Source organism: Aerococcus sp. UMB1112A (genome assembly GCF_030230715.1).
In the GTDB taxonomy this organism is placed as follows: domain Bacteria; phylum Bacillota; class Bacilli; order Lactobacillales; family Aerococcaceae; genus Aerococcus.
Window position 1 is genome coordinate 115,042 of the sequence record NZ_JASPDS010000006.1, and the last position, 21,071, is coordinate 136,112.

The window sequence follows — 21,071 nt, forward strand, 5'->3', positions numbered from 1 at the left end:
CATGCATACCCTCTATATTAAGCAACGTATCTTTAAAATAACAGATAATTATCCCATCAAAGATGACCAAGGAAAGGTCTGCTACCAAGTCGACCAGGACTTCAAGCTGATTGGCGATAAGATCCATGTGACTGATCCGAATGGGGAGGAGGTTTTCACTGTCAAGCGCAAGCTAATCCGCCTCTTCCCAACTTACAGTGTGGCATTTGCGGATGGCCAGTCGCTCAAGGTGAGAAGCCAGCTCTCCCTCATGCGTCGCAAGGTTAAGGTAAGTTCCGATGACTTCGAGTTGAAGGTCCGCGGCAACCTGATCGACCACAAGTTCACGGTGAGTGAAAGCGGGGAAGAGATTGGGACCATCCGCAAGAAACTGCTCAGCATTGGGGATAGTTTCGAAATCCAAGTTAAGGACCGAAATTACGAACAAGTCCTCGTTGCCATCACTATTGCCATCGACAACCTGATGGACCGTGAAGACGACGAGGAAGATGACGAATAGACTATTTTTTGACCCCGCTAGCCGGAAATAAGGGCTGGTGGGGTTTTAGTATAGTCTTTATTTTGATAGTGGAGACTGGAAAAGTGGCAACTTTCAAATGAGGGTCAAGTTTGTGGGTTGGGTCGTGTCAACTTTCATATGGGAGCTTGGTTTGTGGGTTGGACCAGGCCAACTCTCAATTGGAGGAGCTGACGCCTTGCCAGACTAGTTGTCAGACCCGCGTTCATCCTAAATTAGCAATCCATTCCTGATATCCCTTTGCTTTCCCTGCAAATTTCGCTAAGATTAAGATAAGGATAAGGTCTTTTGAGGAGGAGCTATATGACGACAACTACTTGGAAACGGGCTTTGGTTTTGACCCTGGGGATTGCGATTAATGCTTTGGGAATTGTGCTGATCACCAAGGCCAATTTGGGGACAACGGCTGTTTCCAGCCTGCCCCTGGTGCTGAGTTTAGCTACGCCGCTGAGCTTGGGGACCTTGCTCTTTATCTTCAACTCGGTCTATATTATCGGGCAAATGGTTCTTTACCGGCGGGATTTCCAGGCCTGGCAGTGGCTGCAATTGGGGGTAAACCTCATTCTCAGTCTGGTGACGGATTGGTCGGCGGCGGCTTTGGACTGGCTCCAACCGGCTCATCTCTGGTCCCAAGTCCTCTGCCTCGTCATCGGCTGTGCCGTCTTAGCTTTCGGCATTGCTTTGGAAGTAGCGGCGGACTGGCTCTATGTCTCTGCTGAGGGGATTGTCCAGGCTATTTCGACCTGCTTTGCTTGGCCGTTTGGTCGGGTGAAGATTACTTTCGATGGGACGATTACTGGCTTGGCCGTGGCCTTCTCCTTCCTCTTGCTCGGGGGCTTGGAGGCAGTCGGCTGGGGGACCTTGCTTTCCGCCTTCTTGATCGGTCGTTTCGTGGCTCTTTACCAGAAAAATTTGCCTGTCCTCGGCCAGGTAGCCGCATGGAAAGAACGTGATCGTATTTAACGAACACTACTCATCAAGAAGGGGTATCAGCGGTCCTATAGTATTTGTGGCCAAGTTGTGCTAGTATATTCACATAGAAACAGTGCTTATTTTTAATAAGTTAAAGGAGCGATTCAGATGACTAAGGCAAATCCAAGTGAAAAATATACTGGTTTTAACACCAAACAAGTCCATGCAGGCCATAATCTCGATGAGACGGGGGCACGGGCGGTACCGATCTACCAAACCACTTCCTATGTCTTCGAAGATGCGGAACAGGCGGCGAACCGTTTTGCCCTAACGGATGCGGGAGGCATCTATTCCCGTATTACCAACCCAACTGTCGGCGTCCTGGAGGCCCGTGTAGCTGCCCTTGAGAATGGGACGGCCGGAATTGCGGTAGCTTCTGGATCTGCGGCGATCACTTATGCCATCCTCAATATCGCGAAGACTGGGGACAATATTATCTCTGCCACCAGTCTATATGGGGGGACCTTCAACTTATTCAGCGTGACCCTGCCTGACCTAGGGATTGAGACCCGCTTCGTCAATGATATTGAAGATTTCGACGCTGTTGAAAAATTGATTGATGATAAGACTCGGGCGATTTACTTAGAAACGATCGGTAATCCAAAGACCAACTTGATTGATATCGACAAGGTTAGTGAATTTGCCCATAAACATGGCCTGCCAGTGATTGTGGATAATACCTTCGCGACGCCATACCTCTACCGGCCTTTAGACCATGGGGCAGATGTTGTTGTCCACTCAGCAACTAAATTCTTGGGTGGTCACGGGACAACCCTAGCTGGAATCGTGGTGGAAAACGGCCAATTCGATTGGAAGAATAATGACCGCTTCCCTGGCTTCTCCGAACCTGATACGCACTATAATGGCTTGGTCTTTGGCGACCTGGCACCAGCGGCCTTCACGACCAAGATCCGCGCCCAAGTGCTCCGCGACACCGGGGCCTGTCTGAGCGCCCAAGATGCCTTCCTGATTATTAATGGGGTCGAAACCCTGTCCCTGCGTGTGGAACGCCATGTGGCCAATGCGGAAAAGATTGCCAAACACTTGGAAGACCATCCGAAAGTTGACTGGGTTGCTTATCCTGGTTTGGAAAGCTCGCCTTACCATGAACTCGCTGAGCGCGACTTCCCGAACGGGGTAGGCTCCATCTTCTCCTTTGGGGTCAAAGGTGGCAAGGAAGCTGGTATCCGCTTCGTGGATGCCCTGGAAATCTTCTCCAACCTGGCCAATGTGGCTGACGTCCGGTCCTTAGTGGTCCACCCAGCCTCAACCACCCATGCCCAATTATCCGATGCAGAATTGGAAGAAGCTGGGGTCGGTCAAGACCTGATCCGTCTTTCAATTGGGATTGAAGATGTCGATGACCTGATTGCGGATCTCGACCAAGCACTCGAACAAGTTTAGATAGATTAAGGATTGAAGAGCGGCAGGTCCGCTCTTTTTTTATTATTTTTCTATTTATTATAGTTTTTAATTATTAGGATGAGCAGATATTCGTTTGAAAGCAGGGTGATTTTCTGAGCAGATAGGGGGCGGCTGGGCTCAGAATTTGTTATGATAGCTTTAGTAACTTAGTGTTTAATGAAGAAGGAGTGGTTCTTGTGGCAGATTTTGATTTATTAGTTCTCGGTGGCGGCAGCGGCGGTATTGCGACAGCTAACCGGGCAGCGGAGCATGGCGCCAAGGTGGGCCTGATTGAAGCCAAACATCTCGGGGGAACCTGTGTCAATATTGGTTGTGTGCCGAAGAAGATTTCTTGGTATGCCTCCCGTGTCCGAGATGCCATTGAAACTTACGGTCCCGGCTACGGCTTTAGCGTGGAAGGCGTCGACTTTGACTATCAGACCTTTAAGAAGTCGCGGGATGCTTATATCAATCGCTCCCGCCAGTCCTATACCCGGCAATTTGAGAAAAATCAAATCACGGTGATTGAAGGTTATGGTCGTTTCGTCGATGCCCAGACCCTGGAAGTTGACGGCCAGACCTATAGTGCGGACAAGATTGTGATCGCTACTGGTGGTCGGCCTAAAGTCCCTAATGTGGAAGGGCGCGAGCTCCTGTCGACTTCAGACGATTTCTTCGCCTGGGAGAGCCTGCCTGAATCGGTGGTAATTGTCGGCGCTGGCTATATCGGCGTCGAAATTGCGGGCGTTTTGAACGGACTCGGCGTCAAGGTCGATGTTTTCGAATTCCAAGACCAACCCCTGGCAGGCTTCGACCAAATGTTAGTGGATACCGTCTTGGAATCCTTTGAAGACCAAGGTATCGCCTTCCATGGTGGGCAAGCTTTGGAGAAATTTGCGGAAGAAGAAGGCCAGATCGCCTGCTATGCCGATGGGGAGAAAGTCGCCAGTGCAGACAAGGTGCTGATGGCCATCGGACGGGCGGTCAATACGGATGACTTGAACTTAGAAGCGATTGGTGTTGAGACCGACGAGAAGACCGGAGCGATTTTGGTGGATGACAACCACCAGACTTCTGTTGCCAACATCTATGCGGTGGGCGACAATATCAACAAGGTCAACCTCACTCCCGTGGCAATCCGTGCCGGTCGCCAAGTCGCTGAATACCTCTATAACGGAGCAGCATCTGGCACTATTAATTATGACAATGTTCCAACCGTAGTCTTCAGCCACCCTGCTCTAGGGTCAATCGGCCTGAGCGAAGCTGACGCTATCCAAAAATACGGTGAAGACGCCATCAAGGTCTACACCAGCAACTTCTACTCCATGTACACTTCAGCTGCCGGCGAGCGTGAAGCCTGCCACTACAAGGTCGTATGTGCCGGCCCTGAAGAAAAAGTTGTCGGCCTCCACGGCACCGGCGAAGGCATGGATGAAATCCTCCAAGGCTTCGGCGTCGCCATCCAAATGGGCGCCACTAAAGCCGACCTGGACAGCGTCGTTGCCATCCACCCAACCAGCGCTGAAGAATTTGTTACCCTGCGCTAATTAGAATATCTGTCGATTGGTCCCCCGAGCTCTGAGCTCGGGGGATTTTTTGGTGGGGTGGTGTAGCTAGCTGAATTGGGGTGTTAACTTTCGTCTGGAAGCTTGGAGTGAAGAATTCCGAGTCTTATGCTCGGGATTTTTGTTAGGATTTGATGGGATAATCCACAAATGGAGTATCTGTTTGTGGATTAGGCCTATCTAAGCCACAATTGAAGCCCTCGAGTGTGGGTAGAGAATGTTTAATCCACAAATACGATACTTAATTGTGGGTAGCTTATATTCAATCCACAAAGCAGAGCCTTGATTGTGGGTTAGAGCGATTTAACCCACAATCAGAAGATCCGAATGTGGGTTGAAGTTTGCATTATTCATAAATGAAGTCATTAGATCTATCCTACTATATCGAGCTAAACTAAATTTAGTATATAGCAAGGCGACTAGGCTTCGATGTATTGTCCGCATAGGGATTTTTAAACTGTCTTGGATTTTTTCCTTTTAGATAGATAAAATGCTCTTGAAGAATTTTCTGAATTTTGTAATAACTTACTTTTCCACAAGCAAAATCTTGAATAGCAGTTCCATTAAGTGTCTGATTAGGGAAAAGAAGAGCATAGTCATGAATGAGTTCTAAGATCGCTTCATCCTTAGAAATCGTTTGACCGCAAGAGCAGGACAGGTAATAGCGAAAAACATTGAGCTTTTTATGACAAACTTTGCAATGAAAACCTGGATAAAATTTTTGTAGACTTTCTAATTGATTTAAAGCAGGAGAATTTTGTATGTTATCAAGCAAATAGCAAAGAGATTTGATTTCCGGCTGGAGCTTTTCTTGGCTTAGACGTTTAAAAAATGATTGGGCCTGGTGGGGAAGTAGAACATTATTAGCTACCGAATCATCCAAATCGGGATAGTTATAGGGATTGGCAAAATATATTTTAGCTTCTAGCTTCAATGGGAGATGATGTTCTGCTAATAAATTTTCCAAAAAAAGTTGTGATTTAAGTAATTGTTGGCAGATATCCCGCTCTCCCGGATAGTTGTTGAAGGTCCAACGGCGGTCTCGACACCTAACTTGAGCGCGATAATTTTTAACTTCTATTAGGCAAAGGGTTGAAGGAAAGACGAGGAGTGAATCAATCTCTATATACTCTTCTTGGTACTGCCAATTGCGATAATGCGCGAGAGGCTGGATTTCTAGTTGGTCTAACATTTGATCGAAAGCTAGTTCCCCCTCAAACCCACGTTCGAAATAATCTAGTATTTTCTGTTCTTCTGATGTTAGATGTTGATATTTTTTCAAAGTACGAAAATATTGTAGTGTTAATGATTCTTTTCTAGTCATTTTCATCCCTCCTATTAGATATATAGGCGGTTAATAGTGATATTCACTAACTGATTTTTATTTTTTATAAATAATATATTTGAGTCAAAAAACTTTGGAGACTAGGCCACAAAAGAGTGGGCCGTGTGTGTTGGATCCAAGCAATCCGCAATTGTGGCCTTCGAGTGTGGCTTGCATTTAATCAATCCACAATTGTGATTCTCAAGTGTGTGTTGGGCCCGATCAAGCCACAATCATGATTCCCGAGTGTGTGTTGAATCCAAGCAATCCACAATTGTGACCTTCGAGTGTGGCTTATATTCAACCAACCCACAATTGTGGCCCTCGACTGTGGGTTGAATCTAAGTTAACTATAATTTGCACTCAGTGTTCTCGAATACAAACCGCAACCTCCAATCGAGCAAAATAAGATCCATCTGAACTCTCTCTACCCTCAAAAAGCCATTTCTGTATTTTCTGACCAAGCGAAGCGAGTTTTTTCAAAGAATTGTTTTCCGCTCTTCCCAGACTGTGGGGCTTTGGCGGTCTTTGTTAGGAGAACAATCTGTAAAACACAAGATATTGTACGAGATTAATGTTGAAAATCTATATGTAGTCGGTTATGATAGTTAGTGAGCTCAAGATATAGGGGAGTTAAGTCAGTCGAACCCCCTATATCTTGTGTCTAATCGATAAAGGATACACAAGTTAGAAAGAGGGATTGGGATGTTTAATGAGCAAACAACGCCAGAAATAAAGATCCAAAATATTAATTTGGAGGATTTGATGGTTGAAAAACGGGATGGGCACAAGGCTCATTTCCAGCCTTCTGCGGTTAAGCATTCGCTCGCCAAAGCCCTGGATGTGAAGGATGAGGAAGTGCTGGATAAGCTTTTCCAAGCGACCTTGGCAGAGATTTTCCAGGGGGATGCGGAGTCCCTCCAGTCTGCGGGGATTGCCCAAGCGGTGGTCTCGACTTTAGAAGACTTCGGCTATACAGAAGCCAGCCAGCGCTACCAGGTCTTCCGCCACAATAAGATGCAGTTCAATGACAAGCAGTATGATGTGTCGACCAAGCTGCAAGAATTTGCGGCAGGGGACAAGTTAGTCCTCAATGAGAATGCCAACAAGGACTCCCGGGTCTTCAATACGACCCGCGACTTGACGGCGGGGGTTTCGGCTAAGGCGATTGGGCTTTCTATGATGCCTAAGGAAGTGGCCAATGCCCACTTGAAGGGGGATATCCACTTCCATGACCTGGATTACTCGCCTTATTCACCCATGACTAACTGCTGCTTGATCGACTTCCAAGAGATGTTGTCCAATGGCTTCCACATCGGGAATGCCGAGGTCGAGTCACCCAAGTCGATCAACACGGCCTGCGCCCAGATCGCCCAAATTATTGCCAATGTGGCGTCTTCCCAGTACGGCGGCTGTTCAGCAGACCGGATCGATGAGGTCCTGGCCCCTTATGCTAAGTTGAACTTTGATAAGCATCTGAAGACGGCTAAAGAGTGGATCGAGGGTGAGAACCGTCAGCGCGAATTTGCCTACGCCCGGACCAAGAAGGATATCTACGATGCCATGCAGAGTCTGGAGTATGAGATCAACACCTTGTATTCTTCCAATGGCCAGACGCCTTTTACCACCCTTGGCTTCGGTTTGGGGACGGACTGGTTTGCCCGCGAGATTCAGCTGGCCATCCTGAATGTTCGTATCCAAGGGCTGGGCCGGGAAAAACGGACCGCTATTTTCCCTAAACTCGTTTTCACCATCCGTCGCGGAACTAACCTGGACCAGGGCGATCCCAACTATGACATCAAGCAAAAGGCCATCGAATGTGCTACCAAACGGATGTACCCGGATGTCCTCATGTACGACAAGATTGTCGAATTAACAGGGTCCTTCAAGGCGCCGATGGGTTGCCGGTCCTTCCTCCAAGGTTGGAAGGATGAACAGGGACGCGAGGTCAACAGCGGCCGGATGAACCTGGGCGTTGTGACCCTGAACATTCCGCGAATTGCCCTAGAATCTGACCACAGCAAGGACCAGTTCTGGCAAATCTTTGATGAACGCTTAGAAGTCTTGAGAAAGGCTCTTCTCTACCGAGTGGAGCGGACCAAGGAAGCCAAGCCTGAGAATGCACCAATCCTCTACCAATACGGGGCTTTCGGCAAGCGGCTCAATGAAGAAGATGATGTCGATGAGCTCTTCAAGAACCGTCGAGCTACGGTATCTATGGGCTATATCGGCCTTTATGAAGCAGCCACTTACTTCTACGGGCCAGACTGGGAGCACAATGCGGAAGCCAAGGCCTTCACCCTGGATATCGTCAAGCACATGAAGGAAGTAGCGGACCAATGGGGGGATGACTACGGCTATCACTTCAGTATCTATTCCACCCCAAGTGAGAGTCTGACGGACCGCTTCTGCCGGCTGGACCAAGAAAAATTTGGCCAGGTTACGGACATTACGGACAAGGACTATTACACCAACAGCTTCCACTACGATGTCCGTAAGAACCCGACACCATTTGAGAAGCTCGAATTCGAAAAAGACTATCCTAAATATTGCAGTGGCGGCTTCATTCACTACTGCGAATACCCCAACATGCGGCAAAATCCTAAGGCCCTAGAAGCTGTTTGGGACTTCGCCTATGACCGGGTGGGCTACTTGGGAACCAATACGCCGATCGACCACTGCTATGCCTGCGACTTCAGCGGGGACTTTAAGCCGACCGGGCGTGGCTTCGAATGCCCACAGTGCGGCAACAACGACCCTGACAGCTGTGACGTGGTGAAGCGGACCTGCGGCTATCTGGGCAACCCCAATATCCGGCCCATGGCAAAAGGCCGCCACAAGGAAATTAGCGCCCGGGTTAAGCATATGTCAGCAGACAATGCCTTGGTCAAGGATTCTAAAGCAGACACCATCGACCTCTTGAACCAGGATGCCCAAAGAAAGGCTGATGGCTAATGCGCAACCCCAAGCCCAAAGAGTGGACAGCAGAGAAATTCAGCAAGGGTAAGATTGCCGACTACAAGCCTTTTAACTTCGTGGATGGGGATGGCGTCCGCTGTTCCATCTATGTGAGTGGCTGCCCCTTCGCCTGCAAGGGCTGTTACAATAAGATTGTGCAAAATTTCAACTATGGGGTAGACTATACCGATGAGCTGGAAGAGCGGATCCTCAACGACTTGTCCCAACCCTATATCCAAGGCCTGACCTTGCTAGGGGGCGAGCCCTTCCTCAATACCCAGGTTCTCAACCGCCTGGTCGCCAAGGTGCGCGAGCGCTTCGGGGATAGCAAGGATATCTGGTCTTGGAGCGGTTACTATTGGGAGGAATTGCTCCAGGAGACGGACGATAAGCTCTGGCTCCTCAACCATATCGATGTGCTTGTTGATGGCCGCTTCGAACTCGACAAGCTCGACTTGAACTTGCGCTTTCGCGGCAGCTCCAACCAGCGCATTATCGATGTGAAGAAGTCCCTGGCCCAGGGGGAGATGGTCCTCTGGCTGGACGGCAAGTATGATGATATTTAATGACAAAGCAGCTGACGATCCTGTTTCTGGGAAAGTCAGCTGCTTTTTTTGAAATGCTGCTAGTGAGCATGCGTTGCGCTTTTGAATTTGGTCCTTGAAGAGCCATGGCACCGGCTCGAGCCTTGGTCTCTCGCCTAGCAAGCTTCAAAGGGCTAGTACGGCTATAGCCTACTAGCCCTAATTCACATTGCTTGCTTTTCATGGCTAAGGACCAACTTCAACCGCTCCACTCCTGCTCAGAAACAAATTCCAAGCTGATTCTTATTTGGTGATTGATGGGGAAGTTGTACATGGAATTGTATGATGAGCATATGTTCCGTCTTAAGATTGATAATTAATTGTTTAGAGGGTTAAGAACGACTTATCCTGTCTTATATTTTATCCGTCAGTCGCTAAACTTCCAATGTCTAGATACCATTGGCTAGGCCAAAATTCTCACTGAATAATCAATGCTTCTCAGTATCTAATAGTATTTTTTATTCGTAAGTTGTTAACATACAAGGTCTAAACTATAGAAATAATGTGAAACAACCAATAATTCTCTAACATTTGCAGTTAAAAAGTTCACTCGGGCCAAAGTGGGGAAGTTTTGTTATAATACATAGGACAGTGGGAGGGACTTGACTCCCCAAACGAGTACAATAAAGGAGCGTTATTTATGTCTTATCAGGCTTTATACCGGGTCTGGCGGCCCCAGCGCTTTGCGGATATTGTGGGACAGGTGGCCGTTTCCCGCACCTTGCGCAATGCCATCCGCGAGGGGAAGACCAGCCACGCCTATCTCTTTACAGGGCCCCGGGGGACGGGGAAAACGTCCGCGGCGAAAATTTTTGCGAAGGCCATTAACTGCCCCAACCAGACCGATGGGGAACCCTGCAATGAATGCGCCATCTGCCAGGCCATTACCGAGGGCACCCTGGCCGATGTGATTGAAATCGACGCGGCTTCTAATAATGGGGTGGAGGAGATCCGCGACATCCGCGATAAGGTCCGCTATACGCCTACTGAAGCCCAGTACAAGGTCTATATTATCGATGAGGTCCACATGCTGTCGACGGGGGCCTTCAATGCTCTGCTCAAGACCTTGGAGGAACCGCCTGCCCACGTGGTCTTCATTCTAGCGACGACGGAACCCCATAAGATTCCTGCGACGATTATCTCCCGGACCCAGCGCTTCGACTTTCGCCGGATCCGCAATACGGATATCGAAGAGCGCCTGGCCTATATCCTCAAAAGCAATGACCAGGACTATGAGGAAGACAGTCTGAAGATTATTGCCCGGGCGGCCAATGGGGGGATGCGGGACGCCCTCTCCCTCTTGGACCAGAGCCTGTCTTTTGCGGAAGGCAGTCTGGATGCGGAGACGGCCCGCCTGGTGACGGGGACTCTGAGCGAGGACCAGATGCTGGCCTACAGTCGAGCCCTGCTTAAGCAAGATGCCCGGCAAGCGCTCGATACCCTCCATCAGATTCTCAACCAGGGCCAGGAAGCCAATCGTTTCGTCGAAGAGATGCTGGCCTTTATCCGCGACCTGCTCATGGCTAAGGAATTGGGGGGTCAAGAATCCGAACTGACCCGCCACTTCTCCCAAGCCTTCTTTGACTTGGCCAAGGATTTCCCTGACCAGGCCCTCTACCTGATGATGGACCATTTCCAGGAGGCCCAGTCGGAGCTCCGCTTTACCAGCCAGCCAGAGATCTACCTGGAAGTCCTCTCGATTCGTTTGAGTCAGAGCCTTAATCAGGCGCCAGCTCCAAGTGAGGCTCCAGGGAGTTCGCCAGTATCCCAGGAAGCCAAAGACCAGCTGGAGGCTTTGACCGCCCAAGTCAAATCCCTCCAAGACCAGATCGCCCAAGGGACTGCAGCAGTTCCAGCTAAGGGCCAGGGCAAAGCCAGTCCTAAGCGCCAAGCGGCTGGTTCAGTCAACTATAAACCTAATTACGGGCTGATTTATAAGACTCTGTCCGAGGCCACCAATACCGACCGCCATAAGATTGAAAGCGTCTGGCCTGACCTGGTGGAATCCCTGCCCAATATCCAGCAGGCCCTGCTCAAGCAGACCTATCCTGCCGCTGCCTCCCCTGAGTATTTTGTTCTACGTTTCGATTATGCCATCCTCTGTCAAAAGGTAGCTGACGACCAAGCCATCAAGGACACCGTTGCCAAACGCCTCCAGGAAGGGGTAGGCCATCCCGGTAAGATGCTCATCCTGACGAGCGAGCAGTGGAACGAAGCCCGGCAGAACTACGTCACCGCCCACAAGGCAGGGAAATTGGACGAACTCCTGGGCGACCAGGCGCCAACTGAGACCCAGCAAGACGCGCCTTCTGAGGAAAAGCCAGCTGATAGTGACCAGACCCTGTTGGAAGGGGTCCAGGCTAAGGAAGATAACCCCCTAGCGGAAGAAGCAATCAAGCTTTTCGGAGCAGATAATGTGACGGTAGTGGATGATTAAGACCGAGAGCTTATCTTTTTCTCGTCGACTGCTGCCAAGGTGTTTTTATTAAAAGTTCAGCAAAGCATTTTACCCTTCAGGCATTTTCCCTTATAATAGGAGAGAAACGTTCTCTATAGGGAACGCTAAGCGATACAGTGGACTGGCTATGACCAAGAGAAGCTCAATTAAACACAAAGGAGATTTAAAATGGCCAACAATATGATGAATATGCAAAAGATGATGAAGCAGGCACAGAAGATGCAAGCGCAGATGGAGGCTTCGCAAAAGGAGCTCGCAGCAACGACTTTTACTGGGACGGAACCGTCTGGCATGATTAAGGTGACGGTGACGGGCGACAAGAAGGTTGAAAAGATTGACCTGAAACCGGATGTGGTGGATCCTGATGATATCGATATGCTCCAAGACCTCTTACTGGAAGCAACGAATGATGCCTTGAGCCAAGTGGATGCTGCCCAAGAGAAATCTTTCGGTGGGATCAGCAAGGGCTTGTCTGGTTTAGGATTTTAACAATTTGTATTGGTGAGCATACGTTGCGCTTTTGAATTTGGTCCTTGAAGAGCCATGGCACCGGCTCGAGCCTCGGTCTCTCGCCTAGCAAGAGTCAAACGGCTCGTACGGCTAAAGCCTACGATCCGTAATTCCCTTTGCTTGCTTTTTCATGGCTAAGGACCAACTTCAACGCTTCACTCCTGCTCAAAAGTAATTGGTATAGTTTTTGGTTACTAATTACCACCATTAAAAATTAAGGAATGGTTTTAAGTTAAGAAGCACGTATGCATGGGGCCTGGCCAATCTTTGCTGGGCCTCTTCTTTATGCCTAATGATTTAAGGAGGATGAGATGCAGTATCCAGAACCTATTGCTAAGTTGATTGATAGCTTCCAGAAATTGCCAGGAATTGGGGCGAAGACGGCGGCGCGCTTGGCTTTTTTTGTTTTAGATATGCCGGAAGCGGATGTGGTGGATTTTGCTAAGGCCTTGGTCGATGTGAAGCGCAATTTAGTCTACTGCAGCGTTTGCGGGAATATTACGGAAGAAGATCCCTGTGTGCTCTGTGCTGATCAGACCCGGGACCGGTCCCAGGTCATGGTGGTGGAGCAGGCTCGGGATGTCATGTCCATGGAGCGGATGCAGGAGTACCGAGGCCTCTACCATGTCCTCCATGGCGTCTTGTCCCCCATGGAAGGGACAGGTCCGGAAGACTTGAATATTACGAGTTTACTGACCCGGCTCCAGGATGAGACTATCCAGGAAGTGATTATTGCGACCAATGCCACGGCTGAAGGTGAGGCGACGGCGACTTACTTGTCCCGCTTGATCCAGCCGGCAGGGATTAAGGTGAGTCGGATTGCTTATGGTCTGTCTGTGGGGTCAGATATTGAGTATGTTGACGAGATGACCCTCCTCCGTGCCTTGGAGGGGCGGCGGACCATGAACCAAGGGAAGGAGCAAGACTGATGCCAGGACGTTTTATCACAGTGGAAGGCCCAGATGGTTCAGGCAAAACGACCCTGATCCAAGGCCTTCTTGCCCGCTTGGAAGCTCACTTGCTTCCTGACTTGCTTGCTACTCGTGAACCAGGGGGCGAGCCCCTAGCAGAAAAAATCCGCGACCTTATCTTGGATCCTGCCCATACGGACCTAGATGCCCGGGCGGAGGCCTTGCTCTATGCAGCGAGCCGTCGCCAGCACCTGGTCCATAAGATCCAACCTGCCCTAGCAGCCGGTAAGTGGGTGGTTTGCGATCGCTTCGTGGATTCATCCATTGCCTACCAGGCTTGGGGCCGGGAGATTGGAGTGGCTGGCATTCAAGCCATCAATGACTTTGCGACGGAAGGCCAGGCGCCAGATCTTACCCTCTACTTAAATCTCTCAGCAGAAGAGGGCATTCGCCGGATTCAGACGCAGCGCTCTGACGAATACAACCGCTTGGACCAAGAGAGTATCGCCTTCCATAAGCGGGTGGTAGCAGGCTACCAAGAGCTCCTAGCTAAGGACCAAGGTCAGCGGATTAAGGCCATCGATGCCAGTCAGGCGCCAGAAGCCTGCTTGGACCAGGCTTGGAAAATCTTGCAGGCGGCTTATCCAGAAGACTTTCGCCAAGACTAGGAGGGGAGACCATGTTTCGAATTCAAGCCAAGCAGCCGGAACTCACGGCACTCATGGACCGGGTCCTCCGTCAGGGACGCTTGGGCCATGCCTATATCTTTGAAGGAGAGGCGGGGGCCGGCCAGGCGGAGATGGCTGACTATGTGGCGGCGGCCCTTTTTTGTCAGGGGGAGGATAAGCCCTGTGGCCAGTGTCGGAACTGCCAGCTCCTCGTCCAAGGCGACCTCCCTGACTTAGTCCACGTCGAGCCGGAAGGGCAGAGCCTGAAGATCGACCAGATGCGGGAGATCAAGCAGGAGCTTTCGCTAACCGCTATGGGTGGCGGGCACAAGGTCTTCATTATCCATGACGCGGAGAAGATGACCAATAGCGCGGCCAATAGCCTGCTCAAGTTCCTGGAAGAGCCCAATCCCGAAGTTTATATTTTTCTTTTGACCAGTCAAAAAGAGCGGCTCTTGGCAACCATCCAGTCGCGCTGTCAGGTGATTCACTTCAAGAGTCTGCCCCTGGACCAGGTCCGGCTGACCTACCAGGAGGCGGGGATCAGCTCGCAAGTGTCGGAATACCTGGCAGCTCTGACTTCCGACCTCAGCTTAGCCCAAGACTTGGCAGAGGATGAGGCTTTCTTAGACCAGACCAAACGTTCCTGGACCTGGCTGGAAGCCCTAGTTAAACAGGATCCCCGGGCCTTTACCATGGTGCAGACGGACTGGATCAAGCGAGACAAGGGACGGGAGACTAACCAACGCCTCCTTGAAATCATCTTGGCCTACTTGCGCGACCTGCTTGTTCTCAACTACCAGGAAACAGACCAACTCATCCTGCCTTCCCGGACTTCGGCTTACCAGGACCTCCGCCGCCAGGTAAATCCCCGCCGGCTCCAAAACCAAGTCCAGCTGGCACTTAAGGCCCGGCGGATGATTCAAGCCAATGTTAGCCCCCAGGCAGCCCTAGAATATTTTGTTCTAGCGAGCTGGCAAGGCTAGTGTGTATGAATGAAAAAAGCGGCCATAATCTCCCTAACCTTCAGATAATCGCTTAGGGCAGGGAGACTTATGGACCGCTTTTTATGTTTTAAAGTGCATCTGCTTCGTCTAGAGGACGGTGGATGCGATTGACCAGACTCAAGGCCTCGAAGCCTAGTCCTTCAAAGAGAGCCATGGAAGGATTTTCGATATCCGCTAGGGCGAGGAGGGGGTTAGCAGACTGGGCGGCTTTTTCCTGGCTGAGGGCAACAATTTGGGAAGCAATTCCCTGGCGCCGGTAGTCGGGATGGACGGTCAGGTTGTCGATTTCTAGAAAGTGTCCCTGGTCGATCAGGTCCCATGTGGCAACAAGTTGCTCTCCTTGATAGGCCAGGGCTTGGCTGATCCAGGGATTCTGATAGGCCATCTGATAGCGTAAGGCTCGGCTATCTCTGAGGGCAGGAGGGGCCGCTTGGTCGAAGGGAGTTTGGAAATCTAGATAGGCCTGGAAGCTAGCTTCGTCATTGACTTCTTGCCAATCGACATGGATAGGCTCTGGTTGGATTAAGTTAGCGGGGCTCTGGAAGACTTGGTAGCTGGCTAATTGGTAGTTTTTGGCTTCGAGGGCTGCCATCAATTCATTGGGCATGCCGTGGTTTTCAGGCAGGTAGAAGCTGTAATAGGCCAGGCCCAGTTCCTCCGCATAGTCCCAGAAGATATCCTCGAGTATGTCGAGCTCCTCAGCACCAGGCATGAAGGCCAGCTGTAGGCAATTTGTTTCATAATCCTCTGCCAGCTGGGGATTGCCTAAAAAATCAAAAAGATCGGTGGGCTCGTAGTGGCTAGCATAGCTGTATAAATCAGAAAAATAGAACATGGGGATCATCCTTTCTCTATGGTGAGGCGTCTCAACTATTATAAGGTAAAATATTGGGATTAGAAAAGATCTTTCAAGTTTAATAGCAAGCTGGGAGATTTTTTGCTAGAGGGGCGGCTTGTAATCTGCCAAGCCACACTCGCACGCTCTGTTTATGCCTTGTGCTTTGCTAAGCCACACTCTGGGGCCTTGATTGTGGCTTGAAGCTTGTCAACCCACACTCCGGGGCCTTGATTGTGGCTTGAAGCTTATCAACCCACACTCCGGGGCCTTGATTGTGGCTTGAAGCTTGTCAACCCACACTCCGAGCCCTTGTTTGTGGCTTACCTCCAGTGAAGAAAAGCTAAACGCCAGCCTTCACACCCTTATCTAGTCGGGTTCGCAAGAGCAGACTTGAAGTGATTTCAGCTCATCGAAACGTCTGACTAACGTCAGTCTTTTTCGATGAGCCTCCAATCATTCAAGTCTAACCGCTCTTGCTCACACCCTTATCTAGTCGGGTTCGCAAAGGCAGAAAGGGAGTGACTTCAGCAAAGTGGAACGATCGGCTAAAGCCGCTCTTTTCCTCTTTGCCTCCAGTCATCCCTTTCTAACCGCCTTTGCTCACACCCTTATCTAGTTGGGTTCGCAAGAGCAGCTTTGGAGTGCTTTCGCAAGTCGGAAACGTGCAAGCGTGGCTTGCTCTTATTCCGACTTACTCCAAGCATCCAAAGCTAAGCGCTCTTGCTCACACCCTTTTTTACAAGCACGTTAGGGTAAAATATGCTAAAATGGATGACTAGAAGAAGGCTTCTTGTTTAAGCTGTGAAGGAGGGATTTGATGGATAATCGTGAGATGGTTGAGGAGTTTGAGGGGATGAAGGCTCAGCTGAGTGCTTTGTTGGAGAATCTGGACCGTTTGGAGGAGCGTTGGTCGGAGGCGGTTATGCAAAACCATGACTTGCAGATGGAGAACCAGTATTTGCGCGAGCGACTCCAAGAATTGACCGCGCCTGACCAGGGTGGCCAGGCTGAGCTAGGTGGGCATAGCCCGGAAGATGTGTCAGGCTTGTCCCCAGCCTTGAAGAACCTAATGAATATTTATGAGGATGGCTACCATATTTGTAATATTTCTTATGGTCAGCGCCGGGCGAATGATGAACAGTGCATGTTCTGCTTGGACATCCTCTACAGTGACCGTTAAGCAGCAGGAGAGGGAGGAATCGCAATGACCGAATTGAAGCCAGGCGAGCGTTGGGACCGCTTGATGCGGGAGGATCTGGATATTATTCAAAGCGCGGATCATTTTGCCTTCTCCATTGATGCCCTCTTGCTGGCTGACTTTGCCCAGACCAAGGCGAGTGCCCGGTCTGTGACGGTTGACTTTTGCACGGGTAATGGGGTCTTGCCCCTGGTCTTAGCGCAAAGGACGCAAGGGAAGGTCTACGGGATTGAATGGCAGGAGGATGTGGCAGATATGGCCCAGCGCTCGGTTTGCCACAACCACTTGGAGGACCAGGTTCAGATTATCCAGGGCAATATCCGCCGGGCGCGGGATTACTTTGCCCATGATAGTGTGGACCTGATCACCTGCAATCCACCCTATTTCAAGGTCTATCCCCAGTCCCCTCTGAATCCTAACGATAGTAAGGCGGTGGCTCGGCATGAACTCCTGATGACGGCGGAGGATATCTTCCAACAGGCGAAGATCCTCCTGAAGTCACGGGGGAAGCTTTATCTCGTTCACCAGGTGGAACGTCTGCCGGAACTCTTACTCCTCGCCGATAAGCACCGGCTCCAATTGAAGCGGCTCCGCTTGGTGTACCCCCTGCCTGGACGGGAGGCCCATATCGTCCTTCTCGAATTCATTAAGAATGGCCAGGCAAAAGGTTTGCGAGCTGAGCCTCCGCTCTATATCCATGACCAAGAGGGGCACTATTCTAAGGAAGTGGCGGCGGTGCTCTATGGCTAAACACTATATGTATGTCTTGGCCTGCGCTGACCAGACCCTCTATACGGGCTATACCACTGATCTTAAACGCCGGGAAAAAGCCCACCAGTCCGGCAAAGGAGCCAAGTATACTCGGCCAGCTTCCCGTCGCCCCTGCTATATGATCTATGCTAAGGCTTATGCGAATAAGTCTGCAGCCATGTCGGCGGAATATGCCTTCAAGCACCAGAAGCGACCGGCTAAGGAAGCCTACCTAACCCAGCAGGGGATCGACTTCAGCCAACCCTTGACCCAGCAATTTATCTTCGACAATACGCCTTAAGGAGGTCCCAGTATGCAGGAACAAAAAAGTTTTCAAGCGTCAGACCGAGGTCGGCTCTACCTTGTGCCGACGCCCATTGGTAACTTGGAGGATATGACCTTCCGTGCGGTGACCACCCTCAAGGAAGTTGATCTGATATTATCTGAAGATACCCGCAATACTCAAAAACTCCTCAATCATTTTGACATCTCAACCAAGCAGTTGAGCTATCATAAGTTCAACCACCAGGAACGCTTAGCGACGATTTTAAAGCGCTTGGAGGAGGGAGAAGTCCTAGCCCAGGTGTCGGATGCCGGCATGCCTGCTATCTCGGACCCCGGCGCTGACCTGGTTCAGGCGGTTATCCAAGCTGGTTATCCGGTGATTCCCCTGCCTGGTCCCAATGCGGCCCTGACTGCCCTCATGGCTTCTGGCCTCGATACCCAGCGTTTTCTTTTCGTCGGCTTTCCGCCTCGCAAGAAAAAAGCCCTCAAGGAGACTCTAGCAGACTTGAAGGGCGACCAGGCAACTCTGATTTTCTACGAATCACCTTACCGGCTCCGCCAGACTCTTAAAGCCTGTGCTGAGGTCTTCGGTAATGACCGTCAAGTGGTTGTCGTTCGGGAATTGACTAAGCGCTTCGAGGAGTTTCGTCGGGGAACTCTAGCCGAAGTCCTTGCCTACTATGAAGACCATCCTGAAATAAAGGGCGAAATCTGCTTCATGCTGGCAGGCCAGTCGGAGGAAGAAGCCCAGGCGGAACAAGCAGCAGCGGCCCCCAATGCTGACTTGAGCTTGCGCGACCAGGTTCTGGGACGGATGGCTCAAGAAGGTCTGACCTCCAAAGCAGCCATCAAGGCAGTGGCCAAGGACCAGGGTCTGGCCAAGCAGGAGGTCTATGCCGCCTACCACCAGATTGAAGGTGGTCAAAGGTGATTATTTATGGCATCGCCTTTGCCCTGATTGCCGTGGCCCTGGTTATCTTTATCCTGGCACCACGCAATGTGTGGGATAACTTGATTCTGATTCTAGGCTTGGTCTGCCTCTTTCTTGCGGTGATCAATGACCAGAATTTTCCGCGTTATTACTGGGTCCACCAGGTTTTTCGCTGGGCCCAGGTCCTAACCGACTATATCGCGCCCTTGCTCTTGATGATCTTTGGGGTCTGCATGTTCTCTTTGGCCTTGAATCTCTTTACCAAGGAACATTCCTATAGCCAGTTGCTGGTGGGCCTCTTCCTCAGTGTCCTCTTGATCGGGATTTCTATCGCCCATTACTGGCTGATTTTTACCGTAGAGCTTTCGGACAAGCAGGATTGGCTCAGGATTCCAGACTTTGCAATGGCCTATTATGTGCTCTTATTTATTAACTATTTACTAATGTCCGCCCGCTTGTCCTTCCTTGAAAGCCAAAAGGCCCAGGACTATGTGATTGTCTTGGGAGCTTCTTTAAGACCAGATGGCAGCCCCAGTGGCGTTCTGGAGCGGCGCTTGAATCGGACCCTATCTTACCTGAACTGGCACACCTATATCCATGGCAAGCAGCCAATGACCATTGTCTCGGGTGGTCTGACCGGTCCCAAAGCTAGCTATACCGAGGCGGAAGTGATGCGCGACTATCTCCTTGCCCGAGGCCTTTCAGCAGATAAGATTCTCTTGGAAGACCAAGCGTCCAATACTCACGGTAACTTCTATTACAGTAAGTGCCTGATCCAAGACCGCCAGCCCATTATCGAAGCGGTTTCTGCTGTCTTCGTGACCTCTTCCTACCACCTCTACCGCAGCCAGCTCTATGCCAACTTGGAGAAGCTCTACCAGGTGAGCGGGATTGGCGCCCCTTCTACCTTGAAGGAATGGACCATCGATAGCTTCCGCGAATACATCGCCATTCTCTTTATGCACCGTCGCCTGCACTTTATCGTCAGCCTTGCTTTACTCGGCTTTGGCATCATTAATTTTGTACATTTTTAAAAGGAAAGACTTTAAGTTGTTCTTAATTTGTGCTTTAATAGACTCATAGGAAAAGCTAAATATTAAGGAGGTAGCTAGTACTTATGTTAAAAGAATTCCGCGATTTTATCGCAAAAGGTAATGTAATGGATATGGCCATCGGGGTTGTTATGGCGACCGCTTTCACTGCCATTGTCAATTCTTTAGTTGAAGATATTATTATGCCAATTGTGGCTTTCTTCACGGGCTCAACGGACTTTACTGATATTGTTTTGCAGATTGGTAATACCAAGTTGATGGTGGGGAACTTTATTCAATCCATCGTTTCCTTCCTGATTATCGCCCTGGTTCTCTTCTTTGTGATGAAGGGTGTGGCTACTTTGAAGAACACCTTCATGAAGGAAGAAAAAGTTGATGACGCAGAAGAAGAAGCGAAGCCAAGCCAAGAAGAAATCCTCTTGACTGAAATCCGCGATCTTTTGAAGAATAAATAGTATTAACAATGATTCGTAATCATTAATAAGCAAAAACACCGCTCTCTAAAAAGGGCGGTGTTTTTTTAATTCGGTGCTAGTTATCAGCATTAAAATATCAAGAAGGCTTATTTTTAGGGGGTGATCGCGTTAACTTCCAAAAAGGGGCCTCGATTAGCAAGTAGCTGGCCTTGAACTTTCTAACGAGCTGCCTGTTAGCAAGTAGGACGTGGGCAACTTTCAAATGCCAGCTCCGTTAACAAGTAGAGTCGTGTCAACTTGCAAACGGAGCTCTGATTAGCAAGTAGACTAGCACAGCTGGCAAATGGGCCTCCAATTAGCAAGTTCAGCTCCTGCTAGGCAAGCTGACTGGGCTCATCATAATGTAAACAAGCTAGCAAGATCCTTGCTAGCTTGTTGATCCGTACTTTATATTTTTACCATGGATTGTGCCATATTTTACTTAGACTCGGCTTGGGAAGCTAAACGCCAGCCCTCACACCCTATCTAGTCGGGTTCGAGCGCACAGAAGTGGCTCCTCTTCACAAAAGGGAACGATCGGCTTGCAGCCGTTCTTATCCCTTTTGCTCCAGAGGTCCACTTCTACCCGCGCTCCCTCACACCCTTCCTAGTCGGGTTCGACTTGGCAGTCTTGGAGTGGTTTCACAAGTCAGAAACAAGCGAATGCTTCGCTCTTTATTCTGC

The 21,071-nt window shown here is 50.0% G+C and carries 19 protein-coding genes; 17 read left to right on the forward strand and 2 right to left on the reverse strand.

The window, feature by feature from the left end; all coding sequences use genetic code 11:
• Position 1: 1 nt before the first annotated feature.
• The 4 genes from QP860_RS05200 (at position 2) to gorA (ending at position 4,440) form a co-directional block, all read left to right on the forward strand.
• Positions 2-499 carry an LURP-one-related/scramblase family protein gene (locus QP860_RS05200; RefSeq protein ID WP_070620762.1) on the forward strand — a complete coding sequence of 166 codons (498 nt, stop codon included), beginning with the start codon at positions 2-4 and terminating at the stop codon, positions 497-499.
• A 321-nt stretch (positions 500-820) separates the two neighbouring features.
• Positions 821-1,480 carry a YczE/YyaS/YitT family protein gene (locus QP860_RS05205; protein WP_070620765.1) on the forward strand — a complete coding sequence of 220 codons (660 nt, stop codon included), beginning with the start codon at positions 821-823 and terminating at the stop codon, positions 1,478-1,480.
• A gap of 117 nt (positions 1,481-1,597) precedes the next feature.
• Positions 1,598-2,893: an O-acetylhomoserine aminocarboxypropyltransferase/cysteine synthase family protein gene (locus QP860_RS05210; protein WP_070620768.1), complete on the forward strand. Its 1,296-nt coding sequence runs from the start codon at positions 1,598-1,600 to the stop codon at positions 2,891-2,893.
• Positions 2,894-3,090: 197 nt separating this feature from the next.
• On the forward strand, positions 3,091-4,440 hold the full coding sequence (gene gorA / locus QP860_RS05215) for a glutathione-disulfide reductase (RefSeq protein WP_070620772.1): 1,350 nt from the start codon (positions 3,091-3,093) through the stop codon (positions 4,438-4,440).
• 418 nt (positions 4,441-4,858) lie between these two features.
• Here gorA and QP860_RS05220 read toward each other — a convergent pair whose 3' ends face one another.
• The gene (locus QP860_RS05220; protein WP_284878651.1) at positions 4,859-5,782 is read right to left on the reverse strand and encodes a nuclease-related domain-containing protein; all 924 of its coding nucleotides are present in this window, start codon (positions 5,780-5,782) and stop codon (positions 4,859-4,861) included.
• Positions 5,783-6,487: 705 nt separating this feature from the next.
• Between QP860_RS05220 and nrdD the strand changes: the two genes are divergently transcribed.
• The 7 genes from nrdD (at position 6,488) to holB (ending at position 14,857) form a co-directional block, all read left to right on the forward strand.
• On the forward strand, positions 6,488-8,737 hold the full coding sequence (gene nrdD, locus QP860_RS05225) for an anaerobic ribonucleoside-triphosphate reductase (RefSeq protein WP_284912302.1): 2,250 nt from the start codon (positions 6,488-6,490) through the stop codon (positions 8,735-8,737).
• On the forward strand, positions 8,737-9,306 hold the full coding sequence (gene nrdG / locus QP860_RS05230) for an anaerobic ribonucleoside-triphosphate reductase activating protein (RefSeq protein WP_070620782.1): 570 nt from the start codon (positions 8,737-8,739) through the stop codon (positions 9,304-9,306). The genes nrdD and nrdG overlap by 1 nt, the downstream gene beginning before the upstream one ends.
• 658 nt (positions 9,307-9,964) lie before the next feature.
• Positions 9,965-11,761 carry a DNA polymerase III subunit gamma/tau gene (gene dnaX / locus QP860_RS05235; protein WP_070620785.1) on the forward strand — a complete coding sequence of 599 codons (1,797 nt, stop codon included), beginning with the start codon at positions 9,965-9,967 and terminating at the stop codon, positions 11,759-11,761.
• Between the two features lie 201 nt (positions 11,762-11,962).
• Entirely contained in the window at positions 11,963-12,271 is a 309-nt protein-coding gene (locus QP860_RS05240; protein WP_070431494.1) for a YbaB/EbfC family nucleoid-associated protein, read from the forward strand.
• A 332-nt stretch (positions 12,272-12,603) separates the two neighbouring features.
• Positions 12,604-13,221 (forward strand): recombination mediator RecR, encoded by a 618-nt coding sequence (recR, locus tag QP860_RS05245; protein ID WP_070620788.1) that lies wholly within the window; start codon positions 12,604-12,606, stop codon positions 13,219-13,221.
• Positions 13,221-13,871 carry a dTMP kinase gene (gene tmk / locus QP860_RS05250; RefSeq protein ID WP_070620791.1) on the forward strand — a complete coding sequence of 217 codons (651 nt, stop codon included), beginning with the start codon at positions 13,221-13,223 and terminating at the stop codon, positions 13,869-13,871. Before recR ends, tmk begins: the two co-directional genes overlap by 1 nt.
• A gap of 11 nt (positions 13,872-13,882) precedes the next feature.
• A complete protein-coding gene (holB, locus tag QP860_RS05255; RefSeq protein ID WP_284912303.1) occupies positions 13,883-14,857 on the forward strand; it encodes a DNA polymerase III subunit delta' in 975 nt (324 codons plus the stop codon).
• Positions 14,858-14,945: 88 nt separating this feature from the next.
• On the opposite strand, the gene QP860_RS05260 is transcribed toward holB, so the two are convergent.
• Positions 14,946-15,713 carry a GNAT family N-acetyltransferase gene (locus QP860_RS05260; RefSeq protein ID WP_070620796.1) on the reverse strand — a complete coding sequence of 256 codons (768 nt, stop codon included), beginning with the start codon at positions 15,711-15,713 and terminating at the stop codon, positions 14,946-14,948.
• A gap of 820 nt (positions 15,714-16,533) precedes the next feature.
• Here QP860_RS05260 and QP860_RS05265 point away from each other — a divergent pair.
• The 6 genes from QP860_RS05265 (at position 16,534) to mscL (ending at position 20,387) form a co-directional block, all read left to right on the forward strand.
• Positions 16,534-16,896 (forward strand): DNA replication initiation control protein YabA, encoded by a 363-nt coding sequence (locus QP860_RS05265; RefSeq protein ID WP_070620799.1) that lies wholly within the window; start codon positions 16,534-16,536, stop codon positions 16,894-16,896.
• A gap of 24 nt (positions 16,897-16,920) precedes the next feature.
• Positions 16,921-17,664, forward strand: a complete 744-nt coding sequence (locus tag QP860_RS05270) for a tRNA1(Val) (adenine(37)-N6)-methyltransferase (protein ID WP_070620802.1) — start codon at positions 16,921-16,923, stop codon at positions 17,662-17,664.
• Positions 17,657-17,965, forward strand: a complete 309-nt coding sequence (locus tag QP860_RS05275) for a GIY-YIG nuclease family protein (protein WP_070620805.1) — start codon at positions 17,657-17,659, stop codon at positions 17,963-17,965. The genes QP860_RS05270 and QP860_RS05275 overlap by 8 nt, the downstream gene beginning before the upstream one ends.
• 12 nt (positions 17,966-17,977) lie before the next feature.
• Positions 17,978-18,880, forward strand: a complete 903-nt coding sequence (gene rsmI, locus QP860_RS05280; protein ID WP_070620808.1) for a 16S rRNA (cytidine(1402)-2'-O)-methyltransferase — start codon at positions 17,978-17,980, stop codon at positions 18,878-18,880.
• Positions 18,877-19,914: a YdcF family protein gene (locus QP860_RS05285; RefSeq protein WP_284912304.1), complete on the forward strand. Its 1,038-nt coding sequence runs from the start codon at positions 18,877-18,879 to the stop codon at positions 19,912-19,914. Before rsmI ends, QP860_RS05285 begins: the two co-directional genes overlap by 4 nt.
• 83 nt (positions 19,915-19,997) lie before the next feature.
• A complete protein-coding gene (gene mscL / locus QP860_RS05290) occupies positions 19,998-20,387 on the forward strand; it encodes a large conductance mechanosensitive channel protein MscL (protein ID WP_070620813.1) in 390 nt (129 codons plus the stop codon).
• Positions 20,388-21,071: the final 684 nt, after the last annotated feature.

Excerpts from the sequence above, each read along its gene's own strand:
- QP860_RS05200 (WP_070620762.1), top strand. The coding sequence starts at position 2 with ATGCATACCCTCTATATTAAGCAACGTATCTTTAAAATAACAGATAAT.
- QP860_RS05205 (WP_070620765.1), top strand. The coding sequence starts at position 821 with ATGACGACAACTACTTGGAAACGGGCTTTGGTTTTGACCCTGGGGATT.
- QP860_RS05210 (WP_070620768.1), top strand. The coding sequence starts at position 1,598 with ATGACTAAGGCAAATCCAAGTGAAAAATATACTGGTTTTAACACCAAA.
- QP860_RS05220 (WP_284878651.1), bottom strand. The coding sequence starts at position 5,782 with ATGACTAGAAAAGAATCATTAACACTACAATATTTTCGTACTTTGAAA.
- nrdD (WP_284912302.1), top strand. The coding sequence starts at position 6,488 with ATGTTTAATGAGCAAACAACGCCAGAAATAAAGATCCAAAATATTAAT.
- nrdG (WP_070620782.1), top strand. The coding sequence starts at position 8,737 with ATGCGCAACCCCAAGCCCAAAGAGTGGACAGCAGAGAAATTCAGCAAG.
- dnaX (WP_070620785.1), top strand. The coding sequence starts at position 9,965 with ATGTCTTATCAGGCTTTATACCGGGTCTGGCGGCCCCAGCGCTTTGCG.
- QP860_RS05240 (WP_070431494.1), top strand. The coding sequence starts at position 11,963 with ATGATGAATATGCAAAAGATGATGAAGCAGGCACAGAAGATGCAAGCG.
- recR (WP_070620788.1), top strand. The coding sequence starts at position 12,604 with ATGCAGTATCCAGAACCTATTGCTAAGTTGATTGATAGCTTCCAGAAA.
- tmk (WP_070620791.1), top strand. The coding sequence starts at position 13,221 with ATGCCAGGACGTTTTATCACAGTGGAAGGCCCAGATGGTTCAGGCAAA.
- holB (WP_284912303.1), top strand. The coding sequence starts at position 13,883 with ATGTTTCGAATTCAAGCCAAGCAGCCGGAACTCACGGCACTCATGGAC.
- QP860_RS05260 (WP_070620796.1), bottom strand. The coding sequence starts at position 15,713 with ATGTTCTATTTTTCTGATTTATACAGCTATGCTAGCCACTACGAGCCC.
- QP860_RS05265 (WP_070620799.1), top strand. The coding sequence starts at position 16,534 with ATGGATAATCGTGAGATGGTTGAGGAGTTTGAGGGGATGAAGGCTCAG.
- QP860_RS05270 (WP_070620802.1), top strand. The coding sequence starts at position 16,921 with ATGACCGAATTGAAGCCAGGCGAGCGTTGGGACCGCTTGATGCGGGAG.
- QP860_RS05275 (WP_070620805.1), top strand. The coding sequence starts at position 17,657 with ATGGCTAAACACTATATGTATGTCTTGGCCTGCGCTGACCAGACCCTC.
- rsmI (WP_070620808.1), top strand. The coding sequence starts at position 17,978 with ATGCAGGAACAAAAAAGTTTTCAAGCGTCAGACCGAGGTCGGCTCTAC.
- mscL (WP_070620813.1), top strand. The coding sequence starts at position 19,998 with ATGTTAAAAGAATTCCGCGATTTTATCGCAAAAGGTAATGTAATGGAT.